This is a genomic window from Clostridia bacterium (genome assembly GCA_028698525.1).
Lineage (GTDB): Bacteria > Bacillota > Clostridia > JAQVDB01 > JAQVDB01 > JAQVDB01.
Window position 1 is genome coordinate 1 of record JAQVDB010000051.1, and the last position, 15,546, is coordinate 15,546.

A 15,546-nucleotide genomic window follows, 5' to 3' on the forward strand; every position below is an offset into this window, starting at 1 on the left:
GTAATCAAAGTTTTGCAAGTTTACACATATATCCCTTTATGATAATATACTATTTATAATTAAATATATTGAAAACAAGGTGAATGCTGATATGGTTACACAAAGTCTTATAGAAATTATAGGCAATACTCCATTGATAAGTTTGGAAAAAATGACAGGAGCTAAAATATATGCCAAAGCAGAATTTTTAAATCCTGCAGGCAGCATAAAAGATAGAGTTGCGAAACACATGATAGAACAGGCTGAAAAAAGAGGCTTGTTAAAGCCTGGAATGACAATAATGGAACCTACTTCAGGGAATACAGGTATTGGGCTTACATTTGTAGGAGTACAAAAAGGTTATAAGGTCATAATAGTTATGCCCGAAAATATGAGCGAAGAAAGAAAAAAGCTGATAAGGGCTTTAGGCGGTGAACTGGTACTTACACCTGCCCAGCAGAGCATAGCAGGCACTTTGAAGGAAGTAGAAAAGCGAGTTAAACAAAATCCATCCATATTTGTTCCAAATCAATTTGAAAATCCAGATAATCCGGACATACATTATAAAACAACAGGTCCGGAGATATGGAGACAACTGGAAGGCAATGTGGACATATTTGTATCCGGTCTGGGCAGCGGCGGAACTCTTCAAGGGGTAGGAAAATATCTAAAGGAAAAAAATAAAGATATAGTGATAGTAGCTGTAGAACCTAAAAATGTATCCGCACTTTTGGGCCATGAACCCGGACTTCATAAAATAGAAGGTATAGGGGATGGATTTGTACCTCCAGTTCTGGATACATCATTGATAGATGAAATAATAGAGGTCGCAGACCGTGATGCCATTCAGACAGCGAGAGACCTTGCAAAATACCAAGGAGCACTTGTAGGCACATCATCCGGGGCAAATGTATGGGCAGCAAAATACATTTCAGATAAATGCGGCAAAGATAAAACAATAGCCACTGTGCTTCCGGACAGAGCAGAAAGATATTTCAGTACCGCACTTATATAAAAAACGGCGTATTATAATAATACGCCGTTTTTATTTGCTTTTAAAAATAAGCGGCAACCTGTTGATTGCCGCTTATTTTATGAGTTTTGTTTCATATTAATTATTCACCAACGATTTGAACTTGGCATACTCTATTTCGTCCACGAAGTTGATCCCAGTCAACAAAATAGATATATCCAAAATCACCAAGTTGAGCTTCGCCATCTACAAGAACGATACTTTCTGAACGTCCAAAAAATACTGATCGTAAGTGAGCTTCAGTATTCAAGCTGGTCCATTCGCCTTCTTCAGTGCCCAAGCTCATAGCAAAGTCAATATGCTCTTTACCTGGATGCAAATACTGGCCTTCATACCTACATGTAGGTATCAATCTTTCCATTATGTTGCATAGATCCTGTTGCAAGAATTCTAGACCAAAGTAAGTTTTGTCATGAGAACATTCTTGAGTCATAACGCTGCAAGTAGTGTGATGTGAATATACAACACAGATACCATTCTTTATTCCTGATTTCTTGATAACTTCCTTAACCTGTTCAGTCACATCATGAAATGTAGGTCTTCCTAAGTCAGACTTTAATTCAATAGTTTCTCGATAAACAGCCATAGTTAATTCCTCCTAAAAATAATTATTTGTGTACTTCATCCCATGCTTTACGCAGGGCAGATATCATTTCATCAACCATTTCGGCTGGATCCTTAGCTTTAATGACACCACTAGATGAACCTGTTGCAGCAGCACCAGCCTTAATAACATTATAAACATCTTTGCCTGTACTTATTCCTGCGCCCTGAAGCACCTGAATATCAGGATTGATGGAACGAACAACTTCGATAGATTCTTTAACATAATCCATTCCACTGGTTTTGCCTGTACCGATAAGTTCAGGCTGCTCAGCAACTATTATATTCGGATTAAGATGAGCGATTGCTGCTGCTTCTTCCACAGTATCTGCACATACAATAGTAGCTAGACCAACTTCATCCGCACGCTTGATTGTCTTGTTTAATTCTGCTAGGCTAACACGTTTTTCAGCATGATTTAGCATAACACCAACAGCACCTGCTGCCTTAACAGCTTCCGGAAGAACTGAACCAAGTCCCCGCCCTACAGGTAGAGAATCCATATGTTGAGCAAAGACAAGAATATTTTTTGTTTCCTTCGCTACCATAGAAAGATCTGTGTGCTGTGGAGTAAAGATAATATCTACATCATACTTCTCAGCAGCTTTGTCAGCCGCTTTAGCAAGAGCTAATACACCTTCACCATAAAGATAAGCTTTCGGACCTATCTCAAAAAAAGGTAATTTAATTTTAAAATCCTTATACATTATTTAACCTCCATTTTCATGCGGCAAACATACTTGATTTTACGAAAAGTAAAACAAAACTAATTATGTACACGGTAATAAATAGCTTGGTTTTACACATTAAAGTATAACATAAAAACCCTATGATGTCTATAATTAATTTTCGTTTTGCTTTGTATTATCTTATATTTGTATTGTGTCCATGCTTTGTATCGATTATGATTTTGTTGCTTTATGGTTTTGCTATTGACTTTTATAGGTTTATAGATTAATATCAAGTTGAGAGTACAATTCAAAAAATATATCAATACGAAACTATTAAGCAACATTAATGAAAGGGGGTCGTAATTTTGGTGAAAATTGCTCCGTCTTTATTTGCTGCAGACTTTGCAAATCTTGCTCGTGATGTAGCCGCTGTTGAAGCAGCAGGTGCTGAATATCTACACATCGATGTTATGGATGGCATGTTTGTACCAAACTTGTCTATTGGCCCACAGATTGTAGAAAGTATCCGCCCGAATTCAAAGATGGTTTTTGATGTGCATCTGATGATTGTGGAGCCTGAACGCTATATTGAGAATTTTGCTAAAGCAGGCGCTGACTATATAACTATTCACTATGAGGCTACAGATAAAGTTGAAGAAACCATCGACCTTATCAAAAAATATGACGTTAAACCAAGCATTTCAATTAAACCCAAGACACCACCGGAAGCTATTGAACATTTAATCCCCAAATTAGATATGATACTCATAATGTCGATAGAGCCTGGTTTTGGAGGGCAAGCATTTATGCCTGAGTCCCTAGAGAAAATATCTAAAATGAATGAATTGATAAAAAAACATAACCCTGCTTGTGAACTTGAAGTTGATGGTGGCATTAATGCTGACAATATATGTGATGTTGTAAAAGCGGGAGCTAATGTAATAGTTGCCGGTAGCGCCATCTTTAATAAACCTGACTTGGCACAAGCAATAAAAGAATTAAGAGAAAATTGTAATAAATAATAATTATAATTTGTATTCAATATATCAGTATACTGATGTATAAAAAATCTTATCCGCTATATCTGGCGGAGAATGGAGGCTAAAAATGAAAGAACAATCTTTGAAAATGGCAATGGAATCTTTGAAAATTGAGAGTAAAGCAATAGCTGACATAGCAGGATACCTTGATACTGAAGCCTTTGGAAAGGCTGTTGATGCATTAAGCACATGTAACAAGGTTATTACATGCGCAAGCGGTAACTCTGGTATAGCAGCTAAAAAATTTGCGCACTGTCTGTGCTGCATCGAACGCCCTGGATTCTTTTTATCACCTGCAGAAGCAGTTCACGGCGGGCTTGGTGGTCTGAAAAAAGAAGACGCTATGGTCATGGTATCCCGTGGTGGTAAAACAGTCGAGTTATTACCTATCATAGATGTATGTAACAAAAAAGGTGCAACTCTTATAGGGATCACCGAAAATCTTGATTCACCTTTAGGCAGAAACTCTGACATTGTAGTACCCATGAAAATTGAAAAGGAAAGCGACAAGTACAATGTAATGGCAACAGCAAGCTTTGTAGCTACAGTTGGTCTTTTTGATGCTATGTTAGTAGCTATAATGGAAGAGACAGGTTATCAGGTAGAACAGTTTGGGCTTATTCATCCAGGTGGAGCTGTAGGAGAACTTCTAAATAAAAAATAATATGCTCTGACACAATCATGCGTTAAAATATAAAATAGTACAAACCCAATAGGCTAGCTAATAGGCTGGTTGATTGGGTTTTTTTATATCGGACGCTGCTATTTTCATAGATTTGCCCTAGCAAAATAAGCTTTAATTTTGAATCCGTTTATGATAAAATTTAAAATGAAAGTATTACGTAAACTAATAGCAAATAAAAATAATCAGGGTCAAGGAGGTATATCCAGGCTTTTTGCCTGGGTTAATATTTAATTATATTAACTTATAAATATTATGAATAACGGAAATGCAAGAGAAATAACTGCTGAAAAAAGAAGAAATAAAATAATAGATATAATAACTAGAGATGGAAAGGTTAAAGTATCACAGTTAAGCAATTTGTTTAATATATCTGAAGTCACTATTAGAAATGATCTTTCTGAATTAGAAGCTGATGGAGTGCTAGAGAGAACACACGGAGGTGCTATCAGCACATCTAAAGCCTATTTCAACATGTCCTTTCACGAAAGGATGAAAACAAATAAACAAGAAAAAATGAAAATAGCTGAAACTGCCGCTAATATGGTAAACGATGGAGATTATATAATGTTTAATTCAGGAACTACTACATTGTATACAGCTCAAAAATTAAGAAATAATAAAAATCTTGTTATTGTAACCAATGCCATTTCTATAGCTCATGAAATAAGTCATTTTAACGGTGTGCAGATAATACTCCTAGGAGGAAATTATAATCCAAAATATCAATTCACCTATGGAGACGATACAATCAATGGGTTGAAAAAATACAAAGTCGATAAATTAATACTATCTGTTGATGGAATAAGTGCCAAAGATGGAATCACTACCTTTCTACACCTTGAATCGGAAATAAATCGACAAATGATCAAGAGAGTGAACAAAGTAATAGCTGTTGCAGACCATACAAAAATAAACAGAGTAAGCTTTGCCTATATAGACAAAGTCAATGTGATTGACACTTTGATAACGGACACAAAAGCTGACAAAGAACACATCGAAATACTTAAAGAGAAAGGGATTGAAGTTATTGTTGTGTAATAGAATCCTGATAGATGGGATTCTATTACACAAAACTATCATTTCCTTCTTCTTTAAATATATTAAGCCCGATTTTGTTTTTACAAGAATATAATTTCTAACTTATTAAAAAAATAGCGATTATGGATAATATAATTCCCAATATTTTTTTCCTATCCATTCTTTCTTTATAAAATATAACGCTTATTATAGCTACCAGAATAAAGGACATCTGGGTTACTGGCAAAACTAGAGAAACATCCCCTATTCTCAATGCTTCAAGGGCAAAACATAAAGCAATAACCATAAGAAAACCAGAAATAAGAGCATATTTAAAATTATTCTTATTTATTAAAATATCACATTTGCGAACTAGCATAATCAATAATGCGATTAAAGACACCACTGCATATCTACATAAAAGCAATTTAAACGTTGATGCTCCATTCATTACAGCAAGCTTATTAATCATATCTAGAATGGCACCGCAGATGCAGGCGCCTGTACTATACATGAGAGATTTTATATCACCTTTATTATTGCTGGTATCTTTTGTTATTGTAAATAATAAAATACTAAGTATGCAAATTATTATTCCTAATACTCTTTTTATACTAATAGATTCATTAAAAAATATGATAGCAAAAATTACTGCGGGTATCATATGTAAACGATATATAGTGACACTTATTGAAGTATTTTTTTGAGAAAAACTTAAAATATAGAACATATAAGTGAGATATGAAAGTATCCCCAATAACAAACCATATTTTAAGTTCAAACTGTCTATAGCTATCCCTTTATACATAACAATATTTAATATAAAGGCAAAAAACGCTGAAAAAAATGATGCATAAAAATAAAATGAATATATGTCTTTGCTGTTATTGTTTAATAATGATGATTTCCTATATACTAAGTCATAACATGCATTAGTAATCATTGTAAGTAATGCAAAGATTAATGCCCTATCCATGTACTGCATTCCTTCCTTATTTGGGATTTTTACGTTTAAGACTGGGAATAACTTTTATATCAATATCTGAGCACACCCCCATCCGGCAAAAGTCTCTTACAAAATAGATTATCAACATATTTAAAATATTCTCCTTTAGAATGAAAAATAGGAGTAAATTTATTTATTATTTTTTTAGCTTTTTCTCCCTTATTCCATAAGAGTTCAGTTGCTATAGCAATTAGTAACTTTGATCCTAGTATATATACAATATCTTCTTGAATAATCCTAAAGTCTGTACTATGCAATCCTCCCTTTACTCCCCCTATATATGGATGAATAACCGGCATAAGGGTAGACAAATCTCCTAAATCTGTAGAACCTGTTCTATGCCCTATATCCTTAATCTCTTCTTCTGCTGCAAATTCTTTCATAAGTTCTCTAGCAATAGATATTAAATTATCATCACATTTTAACGGGCAATAACCTGGTATATCTTCTATTTCAACCATCGCCCCCATAGCTATTGCTCCCCCTATTAAAGCCTGATTAACTTTTTTATTTGTCTTCATTATAGCATCTATTGTCTTACCCCTGATAAAGGTCTCCATCTGTACATCACTAGGAATGATATTCACAATACTGCCACCCTTTGTCATAATTGGATGAACCCTTATATAATCTTTTTCTTGAAAAGTTTCTCTGATATAATTGATTGCTGCAATACCTAAATTCGCCGCATATAAGGCATTTATTCCTTCATGGGGCGATACTCCGGCATGGCTGGCTTTCCCTAAATATCTAATCTTTTTAATGAGGCATCCATTAAAAGTAGGAGCAATCCCAAATTTTTCATCCATAGGATTTGCATGAATCATTACAGCTATATCTACATCATCAAATAGACCCCTATGTAAAAATTCAGGTTTACCTGCAAGGTATTTTATTGTTCCTTTATCCCTTAACTCTTTTCTGTAAGCTATTTCAATGTATTCCTCTGCAGGGGCTGCAATAAAATGAATTTTACCGGATAATTCATCTATTATGCCAGAATCAACAATTCCCATCGCTGCACCTATCATATCCGCAATTTGTATATTATGTCCACAGGCATGCACAGCCCCAGTCGTTTTGTTGCTATGTATATGTTCTTTGCAAACCACAGAATCAAGCTCCCCTAATATAGCAATGCGTGGTCCTTCTTTTCCGGTATCTATAGTTGCTTTTCCGCCTGGAATATCAGTACATGGAGTGAATTTTAATCCTATCTCTTGAAATTTTTTCTTAACAATTTGAGAAGTCTGAAACTCTTTAAAGCCAGTCTCTGGAGTATTGTAAATCTCTTCTCCTATCTGAATAATTTCTTTTCTTCTTTTATCAATACATTTATTTATTTTAAGTTTTAATTGGCCCTCCATCTCTATTTCCCCATTTTTCGACATTTTTTTATTCAATAATTCCTATTATAACATTAAACTCCCTGCTCTCACCAGGTTCTATATATTCAAGACTGCCATTTTGTTCTTCATTTTCTATTCCCATGCCATAATTATTACAAGGCTCTAACCCAACAACAAAATCACCTTGACATAAGTTTTTCCACTGGGTAAAGTTCCATAGTTGTTTATTATTAAACTCTATACTCACTCCAAAGTTAAACTTATTATTAATTATTTTGCAGCAAACATTACCCTCTCGATCACCTTTCAACTTATGGTGAAATACTTTGCTACTGTAATTTGCTTTTGGTTGATGGAATCTATCATATTCTTGTGTATCTTCTTGTTTTGTATCTCCAACAGGTATTATATCTTCTGAAGGTATATCTAGAAAAGTATCCTCTCCCAGAAAAGGATATCCAAAATTAATATGGTAGAGCATCATCAAAGGCTCCCTTTGGAACCCATTATTCTCCACCACATCATTTATGTGAATTTTATTTTCTCCCAATTTAGAAGTTATGGTTCTTCTTAATTGGAGATTTTCTCTATATAAAAGGGATTCATTCATGATCCCCTTCACACCCATGATCAATTCATCCTTTTCCCATTCGTGTATTATACCTTTCTTTTCACAAGGAATATTGGAAATCTTCCCATGGGCATTGTACTTTCTCTGTTTATAGACACAGCCGTTCCCCACCTGCATCAAACCACAGGTAGTTAACAGCCCTCCATAAAAACTTTCTCCCCATACACTTTTATCTGTACAGAAATACTGGGGGGAAACAATACCGGATTTGCTAATAAAACTAATAGGTATCCCTTTGTATTCAGCCCAAGCTATATCTAACCCCCTATCCGGCAAAACAGTATAACTCAATCCTCCCCCTGTTTTTATATCAATAGCCCTCATCCCTTTTGACTTACCTTCTGATAATTGATATGCTTTTGTGCCACAGATCTGCGATAAATCACTTACTCTTTCTAATATATCTCTTTTACTTAATTTTTCACCATATATATTTGCCACAGCCTTTACCCCTTTCTTATATAATTATCAACATTATCAACAACCAAATTTCTTAGTAAGTTTTACTATCCAGTCATATCTATCATTTTGTTCTTCAGGGCTAATATTTTCTGTTCCAGTATAACTTCCAAAACCCGTTAAAATTATCCCTTTTTCATCACCATCGATATTATTAGGAACATAAAAATCTTCAAACAATTCAGGTAAAGGAGGTCTGTTTCCATTAAACCCTATTTCCGGTTCTGTAAACCCTGTCCACACTGCACACTTGCCTTTTGCTAACCTCCGTCCCTTTAACGGGTCTACATCTGCATAGCTGCTGTGATAATTAATCGCCCTCAACTTTGGTATTTTTAACATGGAGGGTATATTATGTGTGAAGTTTCCGCAAGAATGAATATAAAGCCCATTAAAATGTTCTGCTATCCGCTTATAATAAGGTAGACAATATTCTTCATACATTTTAGGAGATAACATTACAGAATTGTCATCGCTAATAGATATTCCACGTCCTGGTTCTCCTAAAGGAAAGCTATGGCCTGGAAAAGCAGGATTTTCTATAACTTGCAGTTGTTTATCATAAAATTCTATAAACAAGTCAGTAATCATATTTAAAATATAGTGAACTTCTTTAGGATTTGTATACATGGCTAAAAAAAGCTGATCCGTCTGCCATATGAAAGATGCAGTTGTTATAGGTGATTGAGGATCTGTTGTCGCAATAGGTATATCTCCATTGGTTTCTCTCTGAAAATATTCTATAGTTTTAAATATTTTCTTCCATAAAAATGATTGGTGGACTTTCTTTGGTTTTAATTTATAAACATCCATTGGATTATCAAATATAATGGGTTTAGACCAGGGCCAATCATTCTTGGGCCATTCAATATCTACCCCAAAAGGCTCAGCGTATACAGAGACACCATGCCAAGGCTCTAAATAAGGACAGTAATCTGTTTTATGCTTCATGGTAAGGGATATATTATGTAGTTGTTGTTTCAGCATCTTTTTTTCATCATAAGCGATTTCAAATATTGTATATCCCAGTGGTTCTGCTGTCATCTCAACTATCGGCACATGATCAACTTCTTCCATCCTATAAGCCTTTTTAAGCCTATCATGGGACTCTTTTACCTGCACCTCATCTATATAATATTGTGTTGACATAACATTTAACCTCCACTTTTTCTTATTTGCTGAACTATAAGGGAAGTTTCAATTATAAACCCCGGGCATAAAACCCGAGGTATTTATTGTGATTCAAAACATCTCATTCTATTACTCTAACATTCCATCCCATCACTTTCCCAAAATTAATCACATAATCTTTTACATCTCCATATACAAGGGCAGAGTGATGGGTACCCCCAAACTGGCTATAAAGCTTTAAAAATCTATCTATGGACATGGAGGGCTTAAACCAGCCACGGATTGTATCTCCTAGATTATCCCGCCCTTCTACTTTTTCCATCTCTATCGGGGCTACAATCAATGAATAACTGTCATCAAAACCCGGTGCTAAATTTACTATAACAGCCTTCCCTGGTTTATACCTACCTACAGCAACTACAGGATTTTCTGCATCTGTATATGGAAAGGGTTTTTCTAACAATACCGGCTTTTCTGCTGTTAAATTGTAGTTCATCTCGCCCATATGGCTCAAAAATATTCTGTTTCCTTTCCAGTCCGGACAGAACATCTCTGTAAACGTGGTTTCAGAGTTGACTATCCCTAAAGCTCCCACTAATGCTGCAGTCAATACGTCTCCTTCGCCGGCATAACCATATCCTCTAGCCATGGCTTTGCTAGCCTCTAAAAAAGGCACAACATCTAATCCGGATTCTTTATCTATGTCTAGAAAATTTACAGTAAATCCTGATAAGTTCTCTTTTTCCATCCATTTTCGCACCCCAAGGCATGCCCTAATTGTGCGTTGATAGGAATCCATATTTATTCTATCTGTATCAAATATACCTTTATCTTTTTCTATTTCATCATCAATTTCACTTTGCTCAATACTTTCATTGAAAGATTTTAATTCTTCCACATCTGCAACAACTGTTTCTACGCCTATTGTAGAATATAACTTATTGCTAGGTACTGCAAAATCTCCCATTCCTTTAAAAGAATTTCCTATTCTTCCTATTCTCATATTTTTCATCATATTAGCAGTATAAGCTGCTTTGATCCAATTCAGCATCCTATCTATAACATCGGATTTCTCCCAATGTCCCACTTCTATCTGATATGATTTCCCATTCCTTATCAACAAATTACACATATCCTGTACACCGTGTATTCCATGATTAAACGTAATCTTAGAATCCATCTGTTCAGGACCAAACTCAAAGTCAGGAGTTGTATCCAATACAAAGATTGGCAGATCTGTTTTAGTTAAAGCTCCGATAGACTCTAACGATGGTGAATATGCCAAATGCAGAGTAACAATACAGTCTACTTTTAAATCTTCGAAATGCTTGATAGATTTAATAAATTCATTTTCTAATCTGCATATTTCAACTTTTTCTACTTGAACACCTTTTCCCTCAAACTTTTCTGCAATTTTATTATAAAAACTTTCTATCTCCCCGCGGATTTGAGGAGAAGAATTGTCATATAGTTCAAGATAAAAAGGTAATAATCCAATTTTAGCTTTTCTCATATCATCACTCTTTCTGAATTTATGTTTTACTATTTAAACGAATGTCCAACCTTTTCTAAAATTCCCCTCGCATTATTGTAAAAAATATCTTCAATATCTGCATCGGATAACCCTGTAGTCTGCGCCGCCCTCCTGAAAGCGTCTATTTCTTCATACATAAAGAAAGTCAACTTATCTGCTTGTTCTCCCTCTACTTCTCGCATATGGGAATCATCAGAAACATCTCCATACAAACCTTTAGGAACGAGATTAATATATTTTCCACTCTCACATATTCTTTTAGTACGCATTCTCAATATAGGAAGATCACTGCCAAACATAATCCTTTTGGGCCCTACCGCTTTGATAAGCTGCTCAAAAACCCATTGGTTGGTATTTGCGCAAAAGTCAAACATCATATTTTTTGTATCTGATAAAACTTCGAAGGCATTTCCTACATCTTCAGCACAATAAGCTCTTCCTACATGGGCTATTATTAATTTGACATTGGGATATCTATCCTCTATCTCTAGCATCTGAGCAAGATTTACCGGATCTTTCAGCCTGCCATCCCTTGGGATGTGAAGCACAACTATCCATCCATGTTTATCGATAACTTCTAATTGATGATGAGGCAAAAAATCAAAAATTCTTATCTCTTTTTCCGGTATATAATCCGGAGATAATGTAAGATATACCTTACATCCATAAAATCCTCCCTCTATAACCCTCTGTTCCAGCTGTTGTCCTGTCCATTCCGGTAAAGCAAATATTAAAGAAGGAAAATTATATTTCTCTGCACATTCTTTGATATAATCGTTAGCTTCCCTTTCTCTTTTCCTTTCAGGGGTAGTAGAAAAAATCATAGGTGTAACCTCTTTATCAGGAAACATCAGTTTATAAGTCTCTATCAAATCTTCTATTGAATTATCCTGAGCTACCCTGGAAGGCCATGTAACTGCACGACTCAAAACATCTTCATCTTGACTTCTAAAACCGTCCAGCCATACATGAGTGTGAATATCGATAAACTTGTTGGGCAGAAAATCTTTTAACTTTTCATCATAAAATATTTTATCTACTTCTTTTACCTCAAATAAATTTCCCATAAATATTCCTCTTTTCTATAGTTAATAAACAATCATATTTTTTAATTAACCAACAACCTCAACCCTTTACAGCTCCTGCAACAATTCCTTGAATAAATACTTTTTGGAGTGAAAGGAATAAAACCATGATGGGAATAACCACTAACAATGTACCTCCAAATACTAAATCCCATGCTGTTATTCGCGTGGAAGCAAAAGAATATAATTTTAAAGATAAGGTACTCATTGAAGATTTTGTAATAGTAACCAGGGGTATCAATAAATCATTCCATATATGTACCCCTCTCAAGATCAAGACAGTGCCTGTTATTGTCTTTAATAATGGCATATAAATATATACATAGGTCTTAAATAGCCCACAACCATCTACTATAGAAGCTTCAAGAAGTTCTTTGGGAATAGTTTTCATATATCCTGTATACAAAAATATTACAAATGGTAAAGACCATGCTGTAAAAACTAGAGATGTACCAAAAAAACTATCCATAAGATTCATACTCTTCAACATGGATACCAGAGGAATCATTGCCAGTTGAAACGGTAGAGTCATGATTAAAACTATAAAAATGTATAGATTTTTTATCGCCTTATTATTGGAAATATTTATAGCATACCCTGCAAAAGAACCTAGAACAACCAAAAAGCTACAAGATATTACTAATATTATTACATTGTTCAAAAGCAGCTTTGGATAATTCATTATTTTAAATGCCCTTGCTATATTGGCAAAGGTAAAAGTCTGTGGCCTTATTATCAAAGGTTCTAACATCATCGCTTGGGGAGTTTTAAAAGCATTGTTTAAAAGATACCACAGAGGTACTAATACTAAAATAGCAACTATCATAAGAAATATATTTGTCCCTACCCTGGATCTGCTCTTTTTTAGTGATTTTTCTTTATTCATATCAATATATGTCCTCCCTTTTCAGTAAGATTTTTAATTCTAGAAATGCGATTAGAATAGCTATAATTCCCAATATAACCGCTAATGCTAGGGCTGGACCTTGCTGAAAGTTAGTAAAAGCATAATGATATACCTTAAGAGCTAGAGTCTCAGATAGATACCCTGGCCCTCCCCCTGTTAAAACAAAAGGTAAGTCAAAGGTAGCGATTATCCCCATTGTAGATAACACCACATTGATAGTAATCGACGGGGCAAGTAGCGGCAGTGTCACATTGAAAAACTTTTGAGCCCTAGTGGCCCCTTCAACATCTGCTGCCTCATATAATTGAATAGGTATAGACATCATCCCGGCGATATAAATGATAAGAAAATATCCCAAAGCAAACCATATAATACTTGCAGCCACTGAAGGAATTACGAGATTCTTCGCTCCTATCCAATCCTGGACTAGAAAATCCAGTTTTAATTTTCTAAAAACAGTGTTTATCAAACCATTGTTATAATCATACATCAACTTCCATATAAACCCTACAACAGTCATGGACAATAGATTCGGGAAAAATAATACGGATTTGTAAAAATTACCTATTTTGTTTTTTACATTAACGATCAAAGCAGCAATAACGATAGCTAATATATTCAACACAGGAACATAAATTATCATTAAATAAAGTGTGTTTAATAAAATTCTACCGAAACATGCATCATTTACAACATACTTGAAATTATTCAGTCCTATAAAATTATACTCTTTTGATATGCCATCCCAGTTTGTAAAGCTGAATCTTAAAGATAGAATAATGGGTGTTATAAAAAATACAAGTATTAATATTAGTGCTGGTAAAAGAAAGACAAAAGCCGTTCTATCCCTCTGTTTTTCCAAAATGCTTTTTTTCTTTTTGATTTTCCCTATACGACTCATTGCAATATTTGTGTTTTTAGATGTCTTTTTAATCAATTTTCTCCCCCACTAATTCTATTATTTTACCGGCAGTAAAAGATAAAAATTTATCTTTTACTGCCGAAGTTGCATAGGTAACAACTACTAAATTTATTCTTTATTATTTGGCTGCTTCCTTCACCAAATCATCTACTTGTTTAGCGGCCTGTTCTGAAGTCTTATCCCCTATAAGTACTTCCTGAATTATTTTTTGTATATTCCCTGTAACATTAGCAGGTAGATATGCAAAATAGAGGGGAACAGTCGTTTCATAACTCGATAATTCATCCATTACTTCTGTTATCTGATCAGCTAATTCTACATTGACTTTAATCTTATCTGCTTCCATGTGAGGTACACACATTCTCTTATTCTGATATATGTTATATCCCTCACCCATAAAGAATTCCATCAATTTTTTAGCTTCTTCCACGTGTTCAGAACGAGCGCTTATTGCAAACCCTGTTTCGCTAGAAGCTACTGGTATCTTTTCTTCTCCTTTAGGGTTCCATGGAGGTAAGAAAACTCCAACCTCAAAATCGGGCCCATTTATCAGGTCGTTCGCAAGCCATGTACCATTAAAATACATCGCTCCCTGTCCTTGCACAAAAGCATTGTTGCCAGCAATATAGTCCATGCTCATATATCCTTCCTGAGCATATCCATTATCCGGTACATATTTTAACTTTTCAAAAACATCTGCCATTTCGGGAGTATTCAAATCTATCGTTCCATCAGCAATCTCTTCCTTGAAATTTGGATTTTTGCCCATAATGTTCTGTGCTAAACCATAGCTTATTGGTCCATTAGCCAAATCATTTGCATTTGCTCCGCCAAATACCATCGGAACTAATCCTGCATCTTTTAACTTTTTACAAGCATCCTGGAACTCATCCCAATTCTCTGGCACTGCATCTATACCTGCTTCTTTAAACATATCCTTGTTGTAATAAATTAATGTAGTACATAACCCCCCGGAAATACCAAAGGGAATCTCTTTTTCCTTAGATATCCATTCAGGCTTTAGGGAATCCAAAGTATTGTCCCAAGCATCCAAATCTGAAACATCTAATAAATAGCCTTCATCCGCAAGCTTTGCACCAAATTCATCCCCGTTAACACTCATAAAGTCAGGTAAAGAATCAGAGTTTACCTTAGGCTGCAGTGCTTCCATTATACTTCCACCAGTACTCATAGGCTGGAAATCAACTTTAATATTAGGATATTTCTCTGTAAATGCATCCATTATTTGCTGAGCTTCTTCAGGCCAATCTGGGCACCACAGTAACGCACTTAAGGTGACTTCTTCACCGCTTTCTGCTCCCTCTTCATTGCTTGAACTATCTTTTTGTCCTTCATTTGTTGTCCCATCATCTGTTTTATCTCCACTACCTCCACAACCAACCACCAGTGTAAATACCATAACTATGATAATTAAAAAACTCAAAAACTTAACAACTTTACCTTTCATAGATATCCTCCTTTTTTTGATAACTA

Annotated in this window: 15 protein-coding genes; 4 read left to right on the plus strand and 11 right to left on the minus strand. The window is 34.9% G+C overall.

Annotated elements, in window-relative coordinates; all coding sequences use genetic code 11:
• Positions 1–91: 91 nt before the first annotated feature.
• On the plus strand, positions 92–994 hold the full coding sequence (gene cysK / locus PHP06_08230; protein ID MDD3840546.1) for a cysteine synthase A: 903 nt from the start codon (positions 92–94) through the stop codon (positions 992–994).
• Between the two features lie 100 nt (positions 995–1,094).
• Here the strand turns inward: cysK and PHP06_08235 are convergent, their stop codons facing one another.
• Together PHP06_08235 and PHP06_08240 are read right to left on the minus strand one after the other, a co-directional pair.
• A complete protein-coding gene (locus tag PHP06_08235) occupies positions 1,095–1,598 on the minus strand; it encodes a secondary thiamine-phosphate synthase enzyme YjbQ (GenBank protein ID MDD3840547.1) in 504 nt (167 codons plus the stop codon).
• Between the two features lie 22 nt (positions 1,599–1,620).
• Entirely contained in the window at positions 1,621–2,322 is a 702-nt protein-coding gene (locus tag PHP06_08240) for a triose-phosphate isomerase (protein MDD3840548.1), read from the minus strand.
• 329 nt (positions 2,323–2,651) lie between these two features.
• Between PHP06_08240 and rpe the strand changes: the two genes are divergently transcribed.
• The 3 genes from rpe (at position 2,652) to PHP06_08255 (ending at position 5,049) form a co-directional block, all read left to right on the plus strand.
• Complete coding sequence (rpe, locus tag PHP06_08245) at positions 2,652–3,308, plus strand: ribulose-phosphate 3-epimerase (GenBank protein ID MDD3840549.1); 657 nt, start codon at positions 2,652–2,654, stop codon at positions 3,306–3,308.
• An 85-nt stretch (positions 3,309–3,393) separates the two neighbouring features.
• Complete coding sequence (locus PHP06_08250) at positions 3,394–3,990, plus strand: SIS domain-containing protein (protein ID MDD3840550.1); 597 nt, start codon at positions 3,394–3,396, stop codon at positions 3,988–3,990.
• A gap of 273 nt (positions 3,991–4,263) precedes the next feature.
• Positions 4,264–5,049, plus strand: a complete 786-nt coding sequence (locus tag PHP06_08255; protein MDD3840551.1) for a DeoR/GlpR family DNA-binding transcription regulator — start codon at positions 4,264–4,266, stop codon at positions 5,047–5,049.
• Positions 5,050–5,146: 97 nt separating this feature from the next.
• On the opposite strand, the gene PHP06_08260 is transcribed toward PHP06_08255, so the two are convergent.
• The 9 genes from PHP06_08260 to PHP06_08300 all read right to left on the minus strand — a co-directional run bounded on the left by PHP06_08260 (position 5,147) and on the right by PHP06_08300 (position 15,520).
• Complete coding sequence (locus PHP06_08260; GenBank protein ID MDD3840552.1) at positions 5,147–6,004, minus strand: EamA family transporter; 858 nt, start codon at positions 6,002–6,004, stop codon at positions 5,147–5,149.
• 59 nt (positions 6,005–6,063) lie between these two features.
• Positions 6,064–7,401: an amidohydrolase gene (locus tag PHP06_08265; GenBank protein MDD3840553.1), complete on the minus strand. Its 1,338-nt coding sequence runs from the start codon at positions 7,399–7,401 to the stop codon at positions 6,064–6,066.
• 28 nt (positions 7,402–7,429) lie between these two features.
• A complete protein-coding gene (locus PHP06_08270; GenBank protein MDD3840554.1) occupies positions 7,430–8,455 on the minus strand; it encodes an aldose 1-epimerase family protein in 1,026 nt (341 codons plus the stop codon).
• Positions 8,456–8,491: 36 nt separating this feature from the next.
• A complete protein-coding gene (locus PHP06_08275) occupies positions 8,492–9,622 on the minus strand; it encodes a uroporphyrinogen decarboxylase family protein (protein ID MDD3840555.1) in 1,131 nt (376 codons plus the stop codon).
• Positions 9,623–9,725: 103 nt separating this feature from the next.
• Positions 9,726–11,117 carry a hypothetical protein gene (locus PHP06_08280; GenBank protein MDD3840556.1) on the minus strand — a complete coding sequence of 464 codons (1,392 nt, stop codon included), beginning with the start codon at positions 11,115–11,117 and terminating at the stop codon, positions 9,726–9,728.
• A gap of 29 nt (positions 11,118–11,146) precedes the next feature.
• A complete protein-coding gene (locus PHP06_08285) occupies positions 11,147–12,205 on the minus strand; it encodes an amidohydrolase family protein (protein MDD3840557.1) in 1,059 nt (352 codons plus the stop codon).
• Between the two features lie 58 nt (positions 12,206–12,263).
• On the minus strand, positions 12,264–13,109 hold the full coding sequence (locus PHP06_08290; protein ID MDD3840558.1) for a carbohydrate ABC transporter permease: 846 nt from the start codon (positions 13,107–13,109) through the stop codon (positions 12,264–12,266).
• Between the two features lies 1 nt (position 13,110).
• On the minus strand, positions 13,111–14,067 hold the full coding sequence (locus PHP06_08295) for a sugar ABC transporter permease (GenBank protein MDD3840559.1): 957 nt from the start codon (positions 14,065–14,067) through the stop codon (positions 13,111–13,113).
• A gap of 103 nt (positions 14,068–14,170) precedes the next feature.
• On the minus strand, positions 14,171–15,520 hold the full coding sequence (locus PHP06_08300; protein ID MDD3840560.1) for an extracellular solute-binding protein: 1,350 nt from the start codon (positions 15,518–15,520) through the stop codon (positions 14,171–14,173).
• Positions 15,521–15,546 lie beyond the last annotated feature (26 nt).

Coding starts and splice junctions, on each gene's coding strand:
- PHP06_08290 (MDD3840558.1), bottom strand. CDS start 13,109: ATGAATAAAGAAAAATCACTAAAAAAGAGCAGATCCAGGGTAGGGACA.
- PHP06_08265 (MDD3840553.1), bottom strand. CDS start 7,401: ATGGAGGGCCAATTAAAACTTAAAATAAATAAATGTATTGATAAAAGA.
- cysK (MDD3840546.1), top strand. CDS start 92: ATGGTTACACAAAGTCTTATAGAAATTATAGGCAATACTCCATTGATA.
- PHP06_08285 (MDD3840557.1), bottom strand. CDS start 12,205: ATGGGAAATTTATTTGAGGTAAAAGAAGTAGATAAAATATTTTATGAT.
- PHP06_08280 (MDD3840556.1), bottom strand. CDS start 11,117: ATGAGAAAAGCTAAAATTGGATTATTACCTTTTTATCTTGAACTATAT.
- PHP06_08240 (MDD3840548.1), bottom strand. CDS start 2,322: ATGTATAAGGATTTTAAAATTAAATTACCTTTTTTTGAGATAGGTCCG.
- PHP06_08275 (MDD3840555.1), bottom strand. CDS start 9,622: ATGTCAACACAATATTATATAGATGAGGTGCAGGTAAAAGAGTCCCAT.
- PHP06_08300 (MDD3840560.1), bottom strand. CDS start 15,520: ATGAAAGGTAAAGTTGTTAAGTTTTTGAGTTTTTTAATTATCATAGTT.
- PHP06_08250 (MDD3840550.1), top strand. CDS start 3,394: ATGAAAGAACAATCTTTGAAAATGGCAATGGAATCTTTGAAAATTGAG.
- PHP06_08260 (MDD3840552.1), bottom strand. CDS start 6,004: ATGGATAGGGCATTAATCTTTGCATTACTTACAATGATTACTAATGCA.
- PHP06_08235 (MDD3840547.1), bottom strand. CDS start 1,598: ATGGCTGTTTATCGAGAAACTATTGAATTAAAGTCTGACTTAGGAAGA.
- PHP06_08255 (MDD3840551.1), top strand. CDS start 4,264: ATGAATAACGGAAATGCAAGAGAAATAACTGCTGAAAAAAGAAGAAAT.